Raw genomic sequence first — 16419 nt, forward strand, 5'->3', positions numbered from 1 at the left:
TTCGGCCCAGGGATTTGGCGTCTACGAGCAAGGCACCTGCGTTATGGGACGTGGCGGCGCCGGAGTGGCCACTTCGTGTGGGGATGCGTCGGACATCTTCTTCAACCCCGCCGGCCTCTTGAGCACGCAAGGCACCACCGTGAGTCTGGGGACGACCGTCATTGCGGCCGGCGGCTCGTTCACCGACGACTACACGCAGCAGACAACAGATCTGCAGAACAGCCCCATTCCAGCTCCACACCTCTACGCCTCTCACCGCCTTTCGCCTGATCTTGCTCTTGGGCTCGGCGTGTTCGTGCCATACGGGCTGGCCACCGAGTGGGACCGCAGCTTCGACGGCGCCTTTGAGGGCTACGACAATAGCGTCGAATCCATCTACATTCAGCCGACGGTGGCCTACCAGCTCACGGACCGCATTTCGGTGGGCGGCGGGCCTAATATAGTGATGGGAACGGTGGAGCTAAACCAAGTGGTCGATCTCTCCGCACAGAACCTTCCTGGCAGCGACCTCACCTTTGGATCCGTTGGCGTTCCCTTCCATACCGCGTTTGCTGATTCGAAGCTTGATGGCGACTGGGCTTTTGGATTAGGCGCACACCTGGGTGTGCAGGTTGAAGCGACCGACCGCGTTCGGTTTGGCGCCCGCGTCATGGCTCCTGTTGAACTCAATTATACGGGAACAGCCACCTTCGACCAAATCAGTACCGGCCTTCCTACAACACCGCAACTGTCGGAGATTCTCGGCCAGCCTGTTACGGTCTTCCCCGACCTCGACGCGTTAGTGCGAGGCCAGTTTGACGATGAAAACGCTCTGGGAACACAAGATATCGAAACGTCGCTCACGATGCCGATGCAGGTTGTGTTCGGCGCAAGTGTAGAAGCCACCGACCGCCTTACGGTGATGGTTGATTATCAGTGGACGCAGTGGTCGAGCTTCGATGAGATTGTGATTGAGTTCGAGAACCAGGAGGATCCTGTGGTTCGCAACGAAAACTACGGTGATACCAACGCCATTCGCTTTGGGGCCGAGTACGCCCTCAGCGATGCATGGACAGTGCGTGGCGGCTATCTCTTCAATCAGGCCGCGGCCCCCGACGAGGTCGTTACGCCGCTGCTCCCAGAGAATGACCGCAACCACTTTACCGTGGGCGCGGGCTGGCAAGCAAGCGACCTGCTACGCGTCAACGCGTCGTACCAGTACCTTGGGCAAAACGACCGGCGCGGACGCACGCGCGGTTTGTCTGAAGGTCGCCCCGACACAAACGGGCTCTACAGCTTCGACGCCCACCTGTTTGGTCTCACAGCGACCTTCTCGCTGTAGTAGGTCCGCTGCTCTTTCGTATCCTGCCGTCTCTTTCCCGTTGACACCTTATGTATACATTCCGAACACGACTTTCCGCGCTGCTGTCTGCGCTGCTACTTGCAAGCGTTCTTCTGCTTACCGGATGCGATGACGACTCGCTTACGCCCCCACCGGTTGAAGACGACCTGTTTGCCCGCTACGTATCGCTGGGCAACAGCATTACGGCAGGTTTTCAATCCAGCGGAATCGACTCAACCACGCAGCAACAAGCCTACCCGGTGTTGCTGGCCGAACAGATGGGCACGCCCTTTAACAGTCCGTTGCTCGCAGGTGATGGATGCCCGCCTCCCCTCACCAACGCAATCACGGGCGAACGAGCCGGCGATGCTCCATGCGGACTGCGCCAAGCTCCGCCGGTGCGTCTTAACAACGTAGCCGTACCGGGCTCTGCTGTCGTTGACCTACTCGACAACAGCGCCCCCAGAAACAATGCCAACGCCCTGACTCAACTCTTCCTGGGCGGACGTACCCAGGTGGAGGCCGCGGTCGAAGCCGAACCCACGTTTGTGACCATCTGGACGGGCAACAACGATGTGCTCAATGCGGCCTTTGCAGGGGTCGTCAACTCTGAAACCGTTACATCTGTGGACGACTTTGAGGCGCGTTACACATCCGCACTTGATGCGCTTGAAGACGCAGGCGCACAGGGCGGTGTGCTCTTCGGCGTGAGCGACATAACTTTGATCCCGCACTTCTCGGCAGGTGCTGCCTATGCTGCTGCCGAAGACCAGATTAATGCGGTAGGCAGCAACCTGAGTCCAAACTGGGGCTCGTTCAATGTGGATACCAGTTGCGCGCCTGATCAGCAGGGAGTCACCACGTTGGTGCCTGCTAACTACGGGCTTTCTGAGCTGCTGGCCAGTGCCCTGGAAGGCGACGATGTAACCCTGAACTGCGCCACCGACGAGCGCGTGCTGGTCGGCGAAGAGGTGGCTCTGCTACAAAGCCGCGTAGACGCCTACAACAGCTTCATCCAGAGCGAGGCTGATGAGCGCGGCTGGGTCTACCAGCCCATCAACCCAACGCTGCGAGATCTGCGTGAGAGCGGCGCCATTCCGCCGTTTCCTGACTTCACCGATCCTGATGAGGATTTCTTTGGCACGGCCTTCTCGCTCGACGGCATCCACCCGAACGGTGCCACACACCAGGTTATAGCAAACACGACAATTGAGGCGATCAACGCGGAGTATGGCACCTCGCTGCCTACGCTGGAATGACACGTAAGGCGGCTGTCTTGCCGTCGCCACCTACTGCATACAATAGCGTGGAGTCCCCCAGCCGGGGGGGCTCCACGCTTTTTTATTTGGCTTGCCACCAACCCAGTTCCAGCATTGCGGGGGGAACATACGCAGTTGTGGTTCACACACGTCATCTCGTCGCGGGGCTCCGCCTCGTGACGTCCCAACCGGGAGGCTCTGATGCCCAATAACAAACCCAGTTGGACCGTTGTGGGCTCGCTTCTCTGCACAACACCGGATGTACGTCGTCAGTCGGCCCTTTGGCCTCGTGTGGGTGTGGACGGATGGAGGGATGAATGGAGGAGGGATGGACGGTGCACTCCTCCAACCGTCCACACGTCCATCCCTCTATACATCAACGACGCATGCGGACATGCGCGCTGCGACGTATTTCGCGGGCCGTTGGAGACCTGTACCGCTAAAAAAAGCTCCCCCTCAAGCAGTGTGTTTCACGCTTGAGAGGGAGCCATATTTTAGGGATACGCTGTCCGTATCCTCCTACAAAGCAGTCATGTCACGTGCTACTGGAACGAAAGCAGCAAGCTAAACCGCAGGGTATCGGAGAGCGGGTTGTCTTCTTCGAGTGTGTAGAGGTACGAGAAGTCGATGCCCACGATATTCCAGCGTACACCCGCTCCGAACGTGAGGAACTGACGGTTGCCGTTGTCGGGGTGCTCGTAGAAATAGCCGGTGCGTAGCGAAAAGAGATCGGCATACCAGTACTCAAGTCCGCTACCAACGGTGAACTGATCGATGACGCCCAGCTCGGTTGGGTCCTCGTCGCCGGGACGCAGTTCGCCGGGGCGCGATTCCCACGACGTGAATATCGACTGGTAGAAGGGGTCAGGGTTGGCTCCGGTCGAGTCAACGCTGATCATCTCTTTGTTGAAGTCGTTCGCAAGGGTGAGGCTATTGTACTCGTCGAAGTCGAACGTCAGGGCGTAGCCGAGCCGCAAGTTGGTGGGCACAGCCTGTTTCTCCTCGGAGTAGCGGATATGGGTCCCCATATTGGCCAGGTTGGCCCCGCCCGAGAACGTAGTGGGCACGCCAAGGAGGTCGAACGGCTGACTCCGATAGAGCGCGGACAGGTCGAAGGTGCCGGTGGTTGCGGTGCCGCTATCTACATCGCCCTCACTTTCGGACAGTTTTGAGTAGATAAAGCGAGCGCCTGCTCCGATGCTGAAGGTTTCGCTGAGCTTGCGCCCGTAGGAGAGCCCGGTTGCCATCTCGAAGGTGTTGTCAACGCGGACCTCGTTGCCGTCCCCGTCAATCACTTCTAATTCGCCCAGGTTAAGGAAGATGATATTTCCGCCAAAGGTCCCCACGCCATCCAAGTGGTACGTGCCAACCAGGTACTCGTAAAAGAGCCCGGCATCAAACTCGGGGAGCCAGTTGGCATGCGTAATTCCTACCTCGGAGGTTTCCTGAAACCCCAGGCCTGCTGGATTCCAGAACATGGCGTTGGCGTTATCGGCGAGGGCCACGCCGGTGTTACCCATGCCTGCACCGCGGCTGTCGGGCTCAATCCGCAAGAACAGGGCCGACGACTGCCCTAACTGGGCATGCGCGGCTGTGGTCAGCGTAAGAAGGAGGAGCGTGGTTCCAACAACTCCGATCCACTGCCGGAGGGATCGGTGAGAAGAAGTCAAAGTCATGAGTGCGAGCTAACTGCGTTATCGATCTACGGAAAGCAACTTGGCATGTCCTTAGCATACCCACATCGCGCTGCCATGTTGTACCCCCATAGCATGAGCACGTGGCGTGAGCGTGCAGTGTACGTAAGACACCAAGAAAGCGTGTATCCGTTCGTATCGATAGGCTACAGGTGAATGACAGAGAACAACGTGCTTATGAGGGTAGGCATCAATGCACTTAAAAGCAAGACCACCCGCCGGATATTCGCAGGCTCCCGGCGGGGCTTCTTTGCTATTCCGCAGTGCTTTTTCGGCTCATAGCGCCCCTCACGTTCGTTGTAGAATGCATTTGGCTCCGTGAGAGACCGCGCCGAATGAACCCGGGCGCATCTCCTTAACACACACTTAGTTCGGCAAATTACGCGAGCCCATCACGCAATTCTTCCAGGCGCTTCAGCCGCTCCGACAGTTGGTTGGTCGCATCATGAATATCCTGCAGCGCCTCTTGAACGGCCCCCTCTTCTCCTTCTTCTTTGGCCACCTCGATTAAGAATTGCGCGTTGCCATGGATGATGGAGAGCGGGTTGTTCACATCGTGAATAATTTCGCTGAGCGTATCGTGGAGCGCTTCGGCATCGGGGAGACTACTCATGATAGGGCCAGAGTCAAGGATAAAGTCAGGTGGAAGCAGGTACAATACGTCGTCCACGATCGGTCGTCTGCACGTGCCCCATTGGTACATCGGGATCGTGCTCAAGGAGAAGCGTCCAACCGTCTGCTTCTGCATCTTGCAAGAACCTTGCCTTCTCGTCAATGGTCTGCAGAGGTGCAATGTCGTACGCCATCGTCCAGGCCGCTCCGGCGTGGTGATGGGTGGGCAGCAGGTCGGCCACAAACACGTACGTTGCCTCGGGGCCGCTCACCTTCACCATCTGTTGGGCGGTGGTGTGGCCATCTACACAGCGCAGGTCGATGCCAGGCATGAGCGGGCCCGGGCCCTCGTGGAACGTCCACGCCACCTGGTGGGCCAGGGGATCGAGAATGGTTTCGCGAAACGAGTTGGTTTCTTTGGGATTCGGAGCCCGTGCCGCCTCCCAATGCTTGGCCTGCACATGATGGGTCGCTTTCGGGAAATGCGGCCTCACCTCATCCTCATGGCAGATCACTGCGCCTCCGCTATGATCAAAATGCAGATGCGTAAACACCACATCGGTTACCTCCGACGGCGCTACCCCTACCGCGTTGAGACTATCCGCAAGCGTGTGCACCGAATGGTCGATCCCGAAGATCGACTGCTCTTTCTCCGAAAACGTGCTGCCGATGCCGGTATCTACCAAGATGCAGCGCCCCCGGCCCTGTATCAGCAGGCAGCGCATGGCCAGTTCAATGCGGTTTTGGTCGTCGGCGGGGATGCGCTTCTCCCAAAGCGGCTTGGGCACAATGCCGAACATGGCCCCGCCGTCGAGCTTAAAGGTGCCGGTTTCAAGCTGGTGGAGCGTGTAGGGTCCGCATTCGATCATAGGACGGTGTAGGCTGCTGCACAGAATCGCGACACATGCAACCTACACATCCTCGGGCGGAAAGTCTTTGAAGTGCCCGTTCGACTTGACGCGGCGCTGCACGTCTTCTTGCTGTTCCACCTGGGGGATGAGCTTTCCGAAGTGCTCCACCAGGTAATTGACGCGCTCAATTTCGGTGCGCAGTTGCAGCACTTCTTGCTTCTGCTCCAGCGACAGCCCTGCGTTCTGCGCCAAGACAAACGAGAGCGGCTGGTCCGTTTGGTAGAGCCCCGGTCGTACGGTGCGTCCGGCCAGTTCGAGCAGCTTCATGTGCTGGGTGATCATGCGCTCGCGTGTGGCGGGGTCTACCTCGGTCGACGTATCCTCGATGAGGGTCACATCGGCGGTGTAGTACGAGGCGCGATCGTCAAAGACCTCGTTGATCCGAAAGCGCTCATCGCCCTTCGCAATCAGATCGGCGCTTCCGTTCTCGTATCGCTTCAGAATGCGCTGAATGTAGGCTGTGCATCCTACCGATGCAATGGACCCCTCCTCGGCCAGTACCACGCCAAACGGAACGTCGTGCGTCCTACAGAACGCCATCAGGTCTTTGTAGCGTTCCTCAAAGATATGCAGGGGCACCTGCTCATGCGGATACAGCACCAGGCCGAGCGGAAAAAGCGGAAGGTCGTCGATGGTGGACATGAGGTTTGCGTGGGGCCGTGGGTAAGTAGCATATGTCAAACCTACGCGCCAAAATGGGTGTTTCCCCACACCCGCATTCGAGTGTGCAAAGCCTGTTCTTTCTTGCTTGGTCTATGGGTTCAGGAGGATACAGGGGGCGAATCGGTCTCAATAATGGGGGCTGCCCCCTGGCGCAGCCGGTACAACGCATATCCCGACACCACCGCGATGCCGCCACATCCGAGCGCCACTGCCGGACGCAGCAGCAGCGCGCCGCCGGTGGCGAACATGATGCCAAAGAGCAGGCCCACCGCCGCCACGGTACTCCAGATGCTAAGCGACAGCGAGGCCACAGGCGCGACCCCGGTTTCGGCACGCTGCCGGGCCCAGCCGGGTCCACCCGGACGCGCCATACGGTAGAAGCGCCGCAGCGTCTCGGCAGATTCAGGCTTCGTGGCGTACATCACACTGATCCATACGATGCCCGTAAGCACAGTAATGACGCCCAGGCGGAGCCCAAAGTCGTCGATAATTGCGCCAGGATAGAGCGTTGTCGTCACCCCAATCAAGAAGCCTGCGCACATTGCCGAAAGCTCGGCCCACGCATTAATGCGCCACCAGAACCAGCGCAGAATGAGCACCACGCCAGGCCCGGTACCGATGGCAATAACCAGCCGGAAGATCGTGGCTACGCTCTCCGAGAAGAAGGCCGCTACTGCGCCAATCGTAGCAATGAGCAACGAGGCCACGCGCCCAGCCAGCACCAGTTCGTCTTGCGTAGCCTCTGGACGCACGAAGCGGGCGTACACGTCGTGCGTGAGGTAGGAGGCGCCCCAGTTAATCTGGGTCGATACGGTGCTCATAAACGCCGCCAGGAGCGAGGCCACCGCCAGTCCGAGCACGCCCACGGGCAGGTAGTCGAGCATGAGCATAGGATAGCCCATCTCGGGATCGTCGAGGTCGGGGTACACCACGAGCGCGGCCAGTGCTACGAGCACCCAGGGCCAGGTGCGAATCACGTAGTGCAGGATGTTGAAGAGCCAGGCGGCCCACTCGGCGTGTTGCTCGTTGCGCGAGGCCGCCAGGCGCTGAATGAACTCGCCGCCCCCATCAGAGCGGCGGAACGTCCACCACTGCACGAACACATACGCAAAGAAGGTGGATGCTGAAATCCCCGCAAACGCGCTCCACCCAATGCGCAGCCCGTCGTCCCAGCCAATCTCGAACGGCACAAAAGCCAGCACGTCAAAGTCGGTCGTGGCCTGCGCCTGCGTCACGAGTCCGCCGAGCCCGCCCACTTCGGGACTTCGAATGGCAAACCAGGCCACGAGCACAGCCCCAATCAGCGCCAGCACAAACTGCACAAAGTCGGTGGCCACCACGCCCCAGAGGCCCGCCAGGCCCGCATACAGCAACACAAACACAAGCAGCACCAGCACCGACAGCATCTTTGGGTCCAGCCCCAGCACCGTGCCACCGGTCGGAATGCCCAGGAGCGACCAGAACGAGAGCGCCTCCATCACCTTCAGCGCCGCCAGCATGATGTAGCCAATGCCGATGCAGTTAATGGGCACTGCGAAGAGAAACGCCTTCACCACGCGCAGCACAGCAGCGGGGCGTCCGCTGTAGCGCATCTCGATGAGCTCCGCATCCGTTACAATGGCACTGCGCCGCCAGAGCCGCGCAAACACGTAGATGAGCGCCACGTGGCCCACGCCAAACGCCCACCACTCCCAGTTGCCTGCGATGCCACGCTCGCCCACCACGCCTGCCACATAGAGCGGCGTATCAATCGAAAACGTGGTAGCCGCCATCGACGTCCCTGCGAGCCACCACGGCAGCGAGCGCCCCGAAATGAAGAAATCTTCGACCGACTGCGAGGCACGCCGCGACAGGTACGCTCCCAGCGCCAGCGCGCCGATCAGGTACAGCGCAATGATGAGGCCGTCAATCCAGTGCATTCACAGGGGGATGTTGGGCAAAGCACAGTACACAGCGGGCTTGCCTGTCTGTTTTTAGGGAGATACAGAGCTACGCATCCCCCCGAATAGGTACAGCCAGGGACCCACACAAAACGTGTTACTCCAAACGTCCTTCGTTAAGACGTGGAGCTTGTCTCCGAAGCAGCCGTCGTGAGCGGTCCGGAGTCGTTCGTGCCCATCTGCATCACACCGTTCACATCGCTAAGCGCGTTCTCACTTTCGGCCACGACCGAGGCCACCATCGTATCGCCGGTGATGTTGTTCACCGTGCGCAGCATATCGAGCGGACGATCTACGCCCAGAATCAGCGCAATACCTGCGCTCGGCACACCCACCGACTCCAGAATCACGACCAGCATAACGATGCCCGCGCTGGGCACGCCTGCGGTGCCAATCGAAGCCAGCACGGCGATGAGCACAATGTTGAGCTGCTGCACCATGGTCAGATCCAGACCCAGTACCTGCGCGATGAACACCGCCGCCACCGCCTGATAGAGCGCCGTGCCATCCATGTTGATCGTGGCGCCGAGCGGCAGCACAAACGAGGAAATTTCTTTGGACACACCCAGATTCTTCTCGCTCACCTCCATCGTAATAGGCAGTGTGGCCCCGCTCGACGAGGTTGAAAACGCCACGAGCTGCGCCGGAGCGATCGCTTTGAAAAACTCGGGGACGCTTTTGCGCGTGAAGAGCGTGACGAATAGTGGGTACACGACAAATACCATCACGGCCAGCCCCAGCACCACAACCACGCAGTAGTAGCCAAGTGCGCTGAGAAGCGACCCCAGCTCGGCTGGACTGTCGGCGGCAATCGACACAATCGCATCTGCCAGGAGCCCGAACACGCCCACCGGTGCAGTGAGCATGATAATTTCGACCAGCTTGATGATGAGGGTGTTCAGGCTGTCGAAGAAGTCGATGAGCGGCTGTGCCTTCTCGCCCGGTATCAGGAGCAACCCGATCCCAATGAAGAACGCCACGAACACCACTTGCAGCATGTTGCCGTTGTCGGAGGCCGAATTGAAGAAGTTGGCTGGCACCATATCGACAATGGGCTGCAGCGGACCCCGATCGGCGGCGTCTTCGGCAAAGGCTTCGCGCTCGCCCACGTCATCGCGGTAGGTTTCTTCGAGTTGCTGCTGCATCTCGGCAGGCACCGAGCCCCCTGGATCCAGCGTATTTACGAGCGTCAGCCCTACCACAAGCGCGATGACGGTGGTAATCAGGTAGAGCCCGATCGTCTTGCCGCCGATGCGCGAAAGCTTGTTCAGATCGGCCAGCGAGGCAATTCCCACCACCAGCGACGCCAGAATCAGCGGTACCGCGATGAGTTTGAGCAGATTCAGAAAGATGGTACCAAATGGCGCAATCCAGTACGCCGTAAACTGCTCCCAGCCCTGCGCTGCTCCCACAATGCCGTAGGCCAATCCGAGCAGAAGACCGATAATGATTTGCCAGTGCAGCTTGCGGTACCAGGGCATAGGGGATGCGTAGGTTGCATTCAAGGTAGTGGGGAAGGTGTTGGAAGCTGTTTGGCGGACGGTCTGCGGCCTGCAAACGTCGTGGATCTCATCCATCCACCAGATAGCTCCTTAGACGTTCATGGATCAACACAAGAAAAGGAGTTCACCTCCCGGAAACAAGGGCAGTGTCTGGTTTTGCACCGTGAGATGTCAGTTCGTGTCATAGCAGCCAGATTATAGCAGCCAGATTATAGCAGCCAGACGGTGGTTGCTACAGCGAGTGCGCTCCCCGCGAGCGTGGCCAGTGCATTCACCCCGCTGTTGGTGAGCAGGCGGACGCCGCGTACGGGCGTGTCGGAGGCCGACATTGGTCTGTCACGCAGTTTTGTATCGCCGGGATCAGCATACTGCGCCTGGGCGAAGGCGCCGAGTCCGCTATCTACCAGGCTACCAATCACGCCGCTTGCGGCTATGCATCCGGCCATGATCCACGAGAGCGGGCCTACGCTGGCAGCCAGGGCGGCGATGACGCTGGCCCCTACGGCTCCTGCCCCCGTGCCGGCGCCCGAGATTGCCCCCGAGGCGCCCGCTTCAACCCAGCGGCCCGTAGCGAGCGACCACGCCTGCCCGCGCCAGCGCGTCCCGATTTCGGTGCCCCAGGTGTCGGCGGTGGCGGTGGCAAGCGCGCCGGCAAACGCCATGTACGCTACCATGCCATCGGTGTAGGGAAGCACAACAAGTGCGACCCATGCCACGCCTCCGTTAGCGAGCACCTGCGCAGCAGTACGGGGAGGCGTCTTCTCTTCGGGTTTATCTGCTCCCCCATGGGCGCGCCCGTCCAAACGCGCGAACAGGCTGCCAGAGGCCACAAACACAGCCAGGGGGAGTGCCCAGGCTGCGCCTCCGGCAAGCACAACGTGCGCTCCAAACGCCCCTCCAAGCCCGGCGCCTGCTTTGGTGAGCCAGCGCATCTTGTACACGACCACGGCAATGCTCACGGCCAGCGCGCCGCCGATTGCAAGCTTGGTGTAGAACATGGGAGCGGAGCGTAATGCTCTGTATCCTCAAAAAAACAATGGGAGTTACGCACTTGACCCGAGCCTTCGTTATTTCTTACGTACAAACGGGGCAGAGCCCCTGAACGGCAATGTCACGAGGCCGAGCCTCGCGACGAGATAACGATATGTGCGCTGCAACTGCGTAAGTCTTCAACAAAAGGAGCTGGCTGATGCTAAGTGATGCATCGCCCCCCTTGCGGTAGCTGGAGGGCGTGGGCCGCATGCTTTCGGTGCTGGTGCTGTGTCAACCCTGAAAGGTTGAGTTCAGATGCGTATTTTCCCCTCCATCCTACCCTTCCTCCCCCGGGAGGAAGGAACTGTGAGGGGCCACTTCCCAACTCCCCCTCGGAGGCTAGTCCTTGCACATAACTTTCTCTCTGATATTTTGTTAGCCAGAGCTTTGTTTGCTTTACCACTTGATCAACCATATCTCCCTTTGCTAGATCGACTGGATCGTCCGTGCCATTGGATCCGCATTCAGGTCATCTGTTTGAGGGTATTTCGTTTACAGGATTCACACCTCCCCGCGGTATGAAGCCCTTCCGGCCTCGAAGAAGTGGGCCGCCCGGACGAAGCCCGGAGGGACGCGCTCGAAAATTGATCCTGTTTGAGCGAGCCTGCGAATGAGTTTGATAAATTTCAGCGCGCACGGAGCCGACATCAGGCGTTTTCTTCACCGCCTTGATTGTTGGGGTCCCTTCTGTATCCAGACAAACGCCCTCACCGGCAGGCCCTACTCGCCCAGTGTAGGCACCGAATCGCCCAGCGTATCTGCTACATACAGCATTTGAATGAGAACGATGAGGACGACGGCGAGGGGCGTTGCCATGAGCACGCCAATGGCGCCCGCCAGACCGAACACATGTCGAGATCTGGACGACTGTGGCTAACAGCCCGCTCTTCAGGCGGAACCTGCACATCGTTTTGCTCAGAGACTGAAAGACAGCCCCCCCTTCTTCTCTGCTCGACTGACACGGCGCAGGAGCACGAAGCAGTTGTTAGGTACTGTTTTTAGGTACTGTTGCCTACGCTACCAGATTGAGTTTGTGATCCGAGATGCCAAGTAGCACACCGGTCTCACCCACTGCCAGACCCGAAGCCAAGAGAAGATTGACTTCCACCTGATCATGAGCGTAGCGGGCGTGAACCTGCTCCGCCTAATGGCCGAAAAAGCCAACTGTTCACTCCGAACCTACTGCACATTGGCCTCCAACCGTTTTTTTGAACGGTTGCCCTTTCTCCAAACTCGGCTTGAGCGACGAGTGGATCTTATCGGATCGGGAGGCGCAATCGGTGCTTAAGACCGGACAAATCGCTACTTGACCCTCGCAAACCTGCACGGACTATTGCATGCTTAGTTGTAACGAACGTTCTGCACACCCAACTCCTGAAAGAGCGTTTCCCAGTAGACCTGCACCTCGGGCGCGCTATCTTTCGTAGCCAGCGGGCCCGGCAGCACGCGCACCTCAGCCTGCCTCAGCGCCTCGGTGCGCTCCTCTGTCAGGTTGATATGCTGGTTCAGGTTCTCCCCCACATCTCGGCGAGCCCACTCGCGGGCTTGTTCATTTGTGGTTGGAGGACGACTCTCAAAGTTACGGCGTCCCGATCCGCCCACAGCCTCGAACATGTCGCTGAGGTACACCACCTGCACGCTGGATGCGTTGGGATCGACCTCGTCCCCGATCACCTGCAAACTCCCCCAGATATCCGTAGCCCCGCTAAAGGCGCTGTTAGTTACAATGTTGGATACGCGGGTGGGGACTTCCTCCCTGGTGTTTGTCTCAAACCGGGATAAGCGCGACCGGAATTTGGTTTTGTTGTTTTCCAAATCGCCTCCAAACTGCGACCACTCGGGGGGGGCGGCCCCATTTTCGACGTCCCACCGCCCCTCTTTGCTGATCGTCTTTTCGTGAATGGGGAACAGGTGCAACTGGTCTCCGGGATGCCCAGCAATCTCCCCGTCCTTGCAGTACTTACCCTCATCGAGACGCTCGTCAATGAGCCAGTTGAGTTCACCTTCGTAGTGGTCGAGAATCGCGTCTTGATTGGCGCTCCCGCTCGCATCCACAAACACAATGGTCTGATCATAGCCCGGATTGTTTTCCTCTGTAGATACGCACTCCGGATCGGGTGCTGTCAGTTTCGCAACCCAGTCTGTGTCACATCCTGACATGCAGCCGGGGAAAAGCACAAGCGTAGCACAGGCGGCGATGAGCGTACATCGCCACAATGAAGAAGTAGGCATACAAAATTATTTGTTGTTGAAGGTACTGCTGGAGATCTCATCGCGCACGCGCAGAAACGGGCGGCGGCGCGACGACTCGTCGTCCGTGCGGGATGTGCGGGACGTGCCGTTAGGTGGGCCGTTCGTTCCGTTTGTAGAGGAACCGTTTGTAGAGGAACCGTTTGTAGAGGAACCGTTTGTAGAGGGGGGCGAGTTGGAGGTCGCCTGGAACGACACCTTACTCTGCTGCGCCAGATCGTATCCGCTGGAATATGCCTCTACGTCCCGATTGCTGATTGCCGCTGAGCGTGCAGCACGTAGTTCCTCTTGATGCGCCTCTACCCGGCTTATCTGATCGTCTATAGCCTCCATAGCTGGCATGTGGCTCAGCGCTTTCTCGCGTCCGCGGAGCTGCACGCGCTGGGCATCCCGCTTCTTGCGCAACGCTTTCTGCTCGTCGCGCAGACGATTGAGCTTACGACGTCTCCAAAGCCCACTAATCCACCCTACCCCACGGCCGGGCCAGCCGCGAACGCCCTGGTAACGCCGGTAGAACCAGGTGCGCAGATGGTTCAGCCCAATGCCAAGACTGATGGCGCCCGCAACGGCAAAGAGCACCCCCGTTAAGATGAACGACCACAGGCCCAGCCTGCTGTTAAACCGCACTGTATCCAACTCGTCGTAGCGCTGCTGTAGCGGCTCAATTTCTTCAGTCGGCGCCCCCTCGTTCTGCAGGTTACTGATTTGCTCATTGAGGCGCTCTTGCTGCTGCTCGGTCGAGTACGCCTCGGTTCGAAAGGCGCCCAAGACAACCAGCGTAGCCAGCGTAAGCACCACAGTTAGGCCAATCACAATCTGGAAGGGACGCTTATTTCCATTCCAGTACGGCTTTTCGACCATGCGGTCGTACGCAGGCTTCAGGAGCACTGCAAGCAAGGCAATGCCAATCGCAAAAAGCCACGGCTCCACCTGGCCCTGTAAGCGGAGTCCATTCGCCACAACCTCGCGAGACATAATGATCTCGCCGCCCACGAACACAAATCCAGCAAGCGTGTAGAGCCCAGCATACAGCAGGGAGCCGCGCTTAGGGGGCGTGTCGTTAGCGCTGGAGTCCGGCGTTTCTTCGGCAGCATCCGCTTTGCGTTCTGTCTTTTGGGTGGATGCGTGCGTGATGGCGGCTTCGTTGTAGGCTTCCTCGGCTTCGGCAGCATCGCGCTCATCCCCTTCAAGGCGCACGCGGTCGCGCTCTACGTTGGCTTCGAGCTCGACGCGCTCCTCGCGGGTGGCTTTTAGCTCCTGCTCACGTTCGTTCAGGCGTTCCAGCTCCTCGTTGATGCGCTCCACCTCCGCCTGGATGCGCACAAACCGCTCAAATGGCGTCTTCTCAACGCTCTCGGCCCCATCGACGTAACCATGCGCAAAGGGCCGATCGGCGTCGGGTTCCTCCTTCGTAGTGAAGGTGTACCGCGTGCTCATAACCTGACGTGCGCCTTCTTTCGTACGCGCAGCCTGCGCCTCCTCAGACGCTTCTCCTGAGGCCGCCCCCGCAAGTGCATTCTCGGCAGACGTCCCGTTGTGTGGAGCGCCATTGTGCGACAGCTCTGCATCGCTCGCATTCGGGTCTGATGCGTTGGCATCTCCGCTGGAGGCAGCGCCATTGCTCAAAGCATCAGACGAACCTCCCCATCCCGGTATGTTTTTAGATATGTTCTCCCAGATTCCCATAGTAGAGCGGTTTCAGACGATTGGCAGAGCAACGTGGGGCGCGGTTCAGGCGTCTTCAGAGATGATTTCGGGGCGGATGCGTGGCTCTCCCTGAGTCGCGGACCAGCGGCGCGCCAGATCGTACTCGCTGATGAAAAGGCGAACCTTGCGTTCGCACAGCTTTTCGAGCGGACGAGTGCTGTCGAGCTGTTCCCATGCGTCTTGCAGTGCGTCTTGCTCCTCTTCAAGCCTCTTCTGCTCGGTATTACGAAGCGCCTGCAGTTCTTTTCTGTGTTTACGCCGCATCCAGGCCACCTTCACCTGGCGCTTCAGCACCTTAAAAAGCAGAGCCATCTGCGGTACAGTGCTAAGCAGAAGCCGGCCTACCACCAAAAAGGAAATGGTCAGCATAAGCCAGAGTCCCACCAAGCGTGGCCACAGGTGCGCCTCAACGCGCCACAGCACCACAAACGTGGACACCGCAATCGGAACAGCTAACTCAACCAGGTAGACCTTCCACCGCTCGGGCGCGTCGGGGGGCTGCGTCTGCGCCCGGGTGCTGGTGAAAAGAAGTGACACGGGGCTAAACACGCTGAACAGACCGGCCAGCGTTACGCCGAGCGAGATCCACAGCGCATAGTCGAATTCGTTCTGAAACTGCTCGTAGATCAGAAAAAACGTGCCGATGCACGCAACTACTGTCACCAAAAACCCTGTCACATGACGCATGAACGTATGCGGCGTATGGTCTTCTGACCCTTCCACCTCAGGCACATCCGGCGCATCGATGTTGGCCCGGATGGCCTCTTTCTTTCGTTCAATCGCCGCCTGCTTATCCTTCAGATGCGACGCACGCTCGTTTAGGCGCTCCTCCTGATGCTTCGCCTTCGCAATAAGCCCCTCGTACACATCGCGAATGACCTGCACCTTATTCTCAACCTGGTCCTGCGTTGCCTGTGCCATGCCAAACAGGGCTCCTTCGTCGCGCAGCAAACCGTCGTTAGTGATCCAGTCGGGTACCGAGTGTGCCTCTTGCTCTACGCTGGCATTGCCATGCGCGGGTCCGCTGGATTGCAACTCGTTATCAGCATCGATGGGGTGGTCGTTGGTCATATCCATACAGGGAAGTGCGGAGCGTAAGAAGGCTTAGCCGAAGAGCAGGGCGTATACGCGGTGCGAATGGCGCAAGGATAATTCAGATACGCGAATCAGGGGGTAAGTAGAATCGGCGTTTGCAGGCAATGAAGGCATGTTGGACCAGACCTCCCGAAAAAGCAAACCGCTTCAGCAGCGCTCCAAGCCAATCTCGGTGTTTCAACCCCTGGTCGGAACCAGATGTGTGTACGTAAAGTCCTCTCCCTTTGTAGAATTTGCATGGAAGCATGTTTCCCAGTGTGATGCGTTGCTCATCAACGGTAACAAAAGTGAGGTGCGCCGTACCACCACACCTCGTTCAAGCTCTCGCGCACGTAGACCGGTTCAGGGGGAAGCAATTTCAGGGGGAAGCAATTTCAGGGGGAAGCGATGCATCGCGGCTTCGAGATTGTTGCGTCCAGCTATGCGGACCAAG

Annotated in this window: 12 protein-coding genes; 2 read left to right on the forward strand and 10 right to left on the reverse strand. The window is 58.9% G+C overall.

Annotation, left to right across the window (positions count from 1 at the left end; all coding sequences use genetic code 11):
* Together R6U20_RS03645 and R6U20_RS03650 are read left to right on the forward strand one after the other, a co-directional pair.
* Positions 1–1321 (forward strand): OmpP1/FadL family transporter (locus R6U20_RS03645; protein WP_410336511.1); only part of this gene is annotated, 1321 nt, incomplete at its 5' end.
* A gap of 50 nt (positions 1322–1371) precedes the next feature.
* A complete protein-coding gene (locus tag R6U20_RS03650; protein WP_410336512.1) occupies positions 1372–2580 on the forward strand; it encodes an SGNH/GDSL hydrolase family protein in 1209 nt (402 codons plus the stop codon).
* A gap of 542 nt (positions 2581–3122) precedes the next feature.
* Here R6U20_RS03650 and porV read toward each other — a convergent pair.
* The 10 genes from porV to R6U20_RS03700 form a co-directional block, all read right to left on the reverse strand.
* Positions 3123–4256 (reverse strand): type IX secretion system outer membrane channel protein PorV, encoded by a 1134-nt coding sequence (gene porV / locus R6U20_RS03655; protein WP_410336513.1) that lies wholly within the window; start codon positions 4254–4256, stop codon positions 3123–3125.
* Between the two features lie 397 nt (positions 4257–4653).
* On the reverse strand, positions 4654–4887 hold the full coding sequence (locus tag R6U20_RS03660; RefSeq protein WP_410336514.1) for a histidine kinase dimerization/phospho-acceptor domain-containing protein: 234 nt from the start codon (positions 4885–4887) through the stop codon (positions 4654–4656).
* A gap of 25 nt (positions 4888–4912) precedes the next feature.
* Positions 4913–5755, reverse strand: a complete 843-nt coding sequence (locus tag R6U20_RS03665; protein ID WP_410336515.1) for an MBL fold metallo-hydrolase — start codon at positions 5753–5755, stop codon at positions 4913–4915.
* A 42-nt stretch (positions 5756–5797) separates the two neighbouring features.
* On the reverse strand, positions 5798–6439 hold the full coding sequence (locus R6U20_RS03670) for an LON peptidase substrate-binding domain-containing protein (protein WP_410336516.1): 642 nt from the start codon (positions 6437–6439) through the stop codon (positions 5798–5800).
* 119 nt (positions 6440–6558) lie between these two features.
* The gene (locus R6U20_RS03675; RefSeq protein ID WP_410336517.1) at positions 6559–8379 is read right to left on the reverse strand and encodes a sodium:solute symporter family protein; all 1821 of its coding nucleotides are present in this window, start codon (positions 8377–8379) and stop codon (positions 6559–6561) included.
* A 137-nt stretch (positions 8380–8516) separates the two neighbouring features.
* Entirely contained in the window at positions 8517–9881 is a 1365-nt protein-coding gene (locus tag R6U20_RS03680) for a dicarboxylate/amino acid:cation symporter (protein WP_410336518.1), read from the reverse strand.
* A gap of 230 nt (positions 9882–10111) precedes the next feature.
* Positions 10112–10900: a DUF92 domain-containing protein gene (locus R6U20_RS03685; RefSeq protein ID WP_410336519.1), complete on the reverse strand. Its 789-nt coding sequence runs from the start codon at positions 10898–10900 to the stop codon at positions 10112–10114.
* Positions 10901–12275: 1375 nt separating this feature from the next.
* The gene (locus tag R6U20_RS03690) at positions 12276–13166 is read right to left on the reverse strand and encodes a hypothetical protein (protein ID WP_410336520.1); all 891 of its coding nucleotides are present in this window, start codon (positions 13164–13166) and stop codon (positions 12276–12278) included.
* A gap of 6 nt (positions 13167–13172) precedes the next feature.
* Positions 13173–14810: a hypothetical protein gene (locus R6U20_RS03695; protein WP_410336521.1), complete on the reverse strand. Its 1638-nt coding sequence runs from the start codon at positions 14808–14810 to the stop codon at positions 13173–13175.
* 105 nt (positions 14811–14915) lie between these two features.
* Complete coding sequence (locus R6U20_RS03700) at positions 14916–15962, reverse strand: hypothetical protein (RefSeq protein ID WP_410336522.1); 1047 nt, start codon at positions 15960–15962, stop codon at positions 14916–14918.
* Between the last annotated feature and the right edge of the window lie 457 nt (positions 15963–16419).

The sequence above is a fragment of the Longimonas sp. genome (assembly GCF_046498435.1).
Taxonomy (GTDB): Bacteria; Bacteroidota; Rhodothermia; order Rhodothermales; family Salinibacteraceae; genus Longimonas.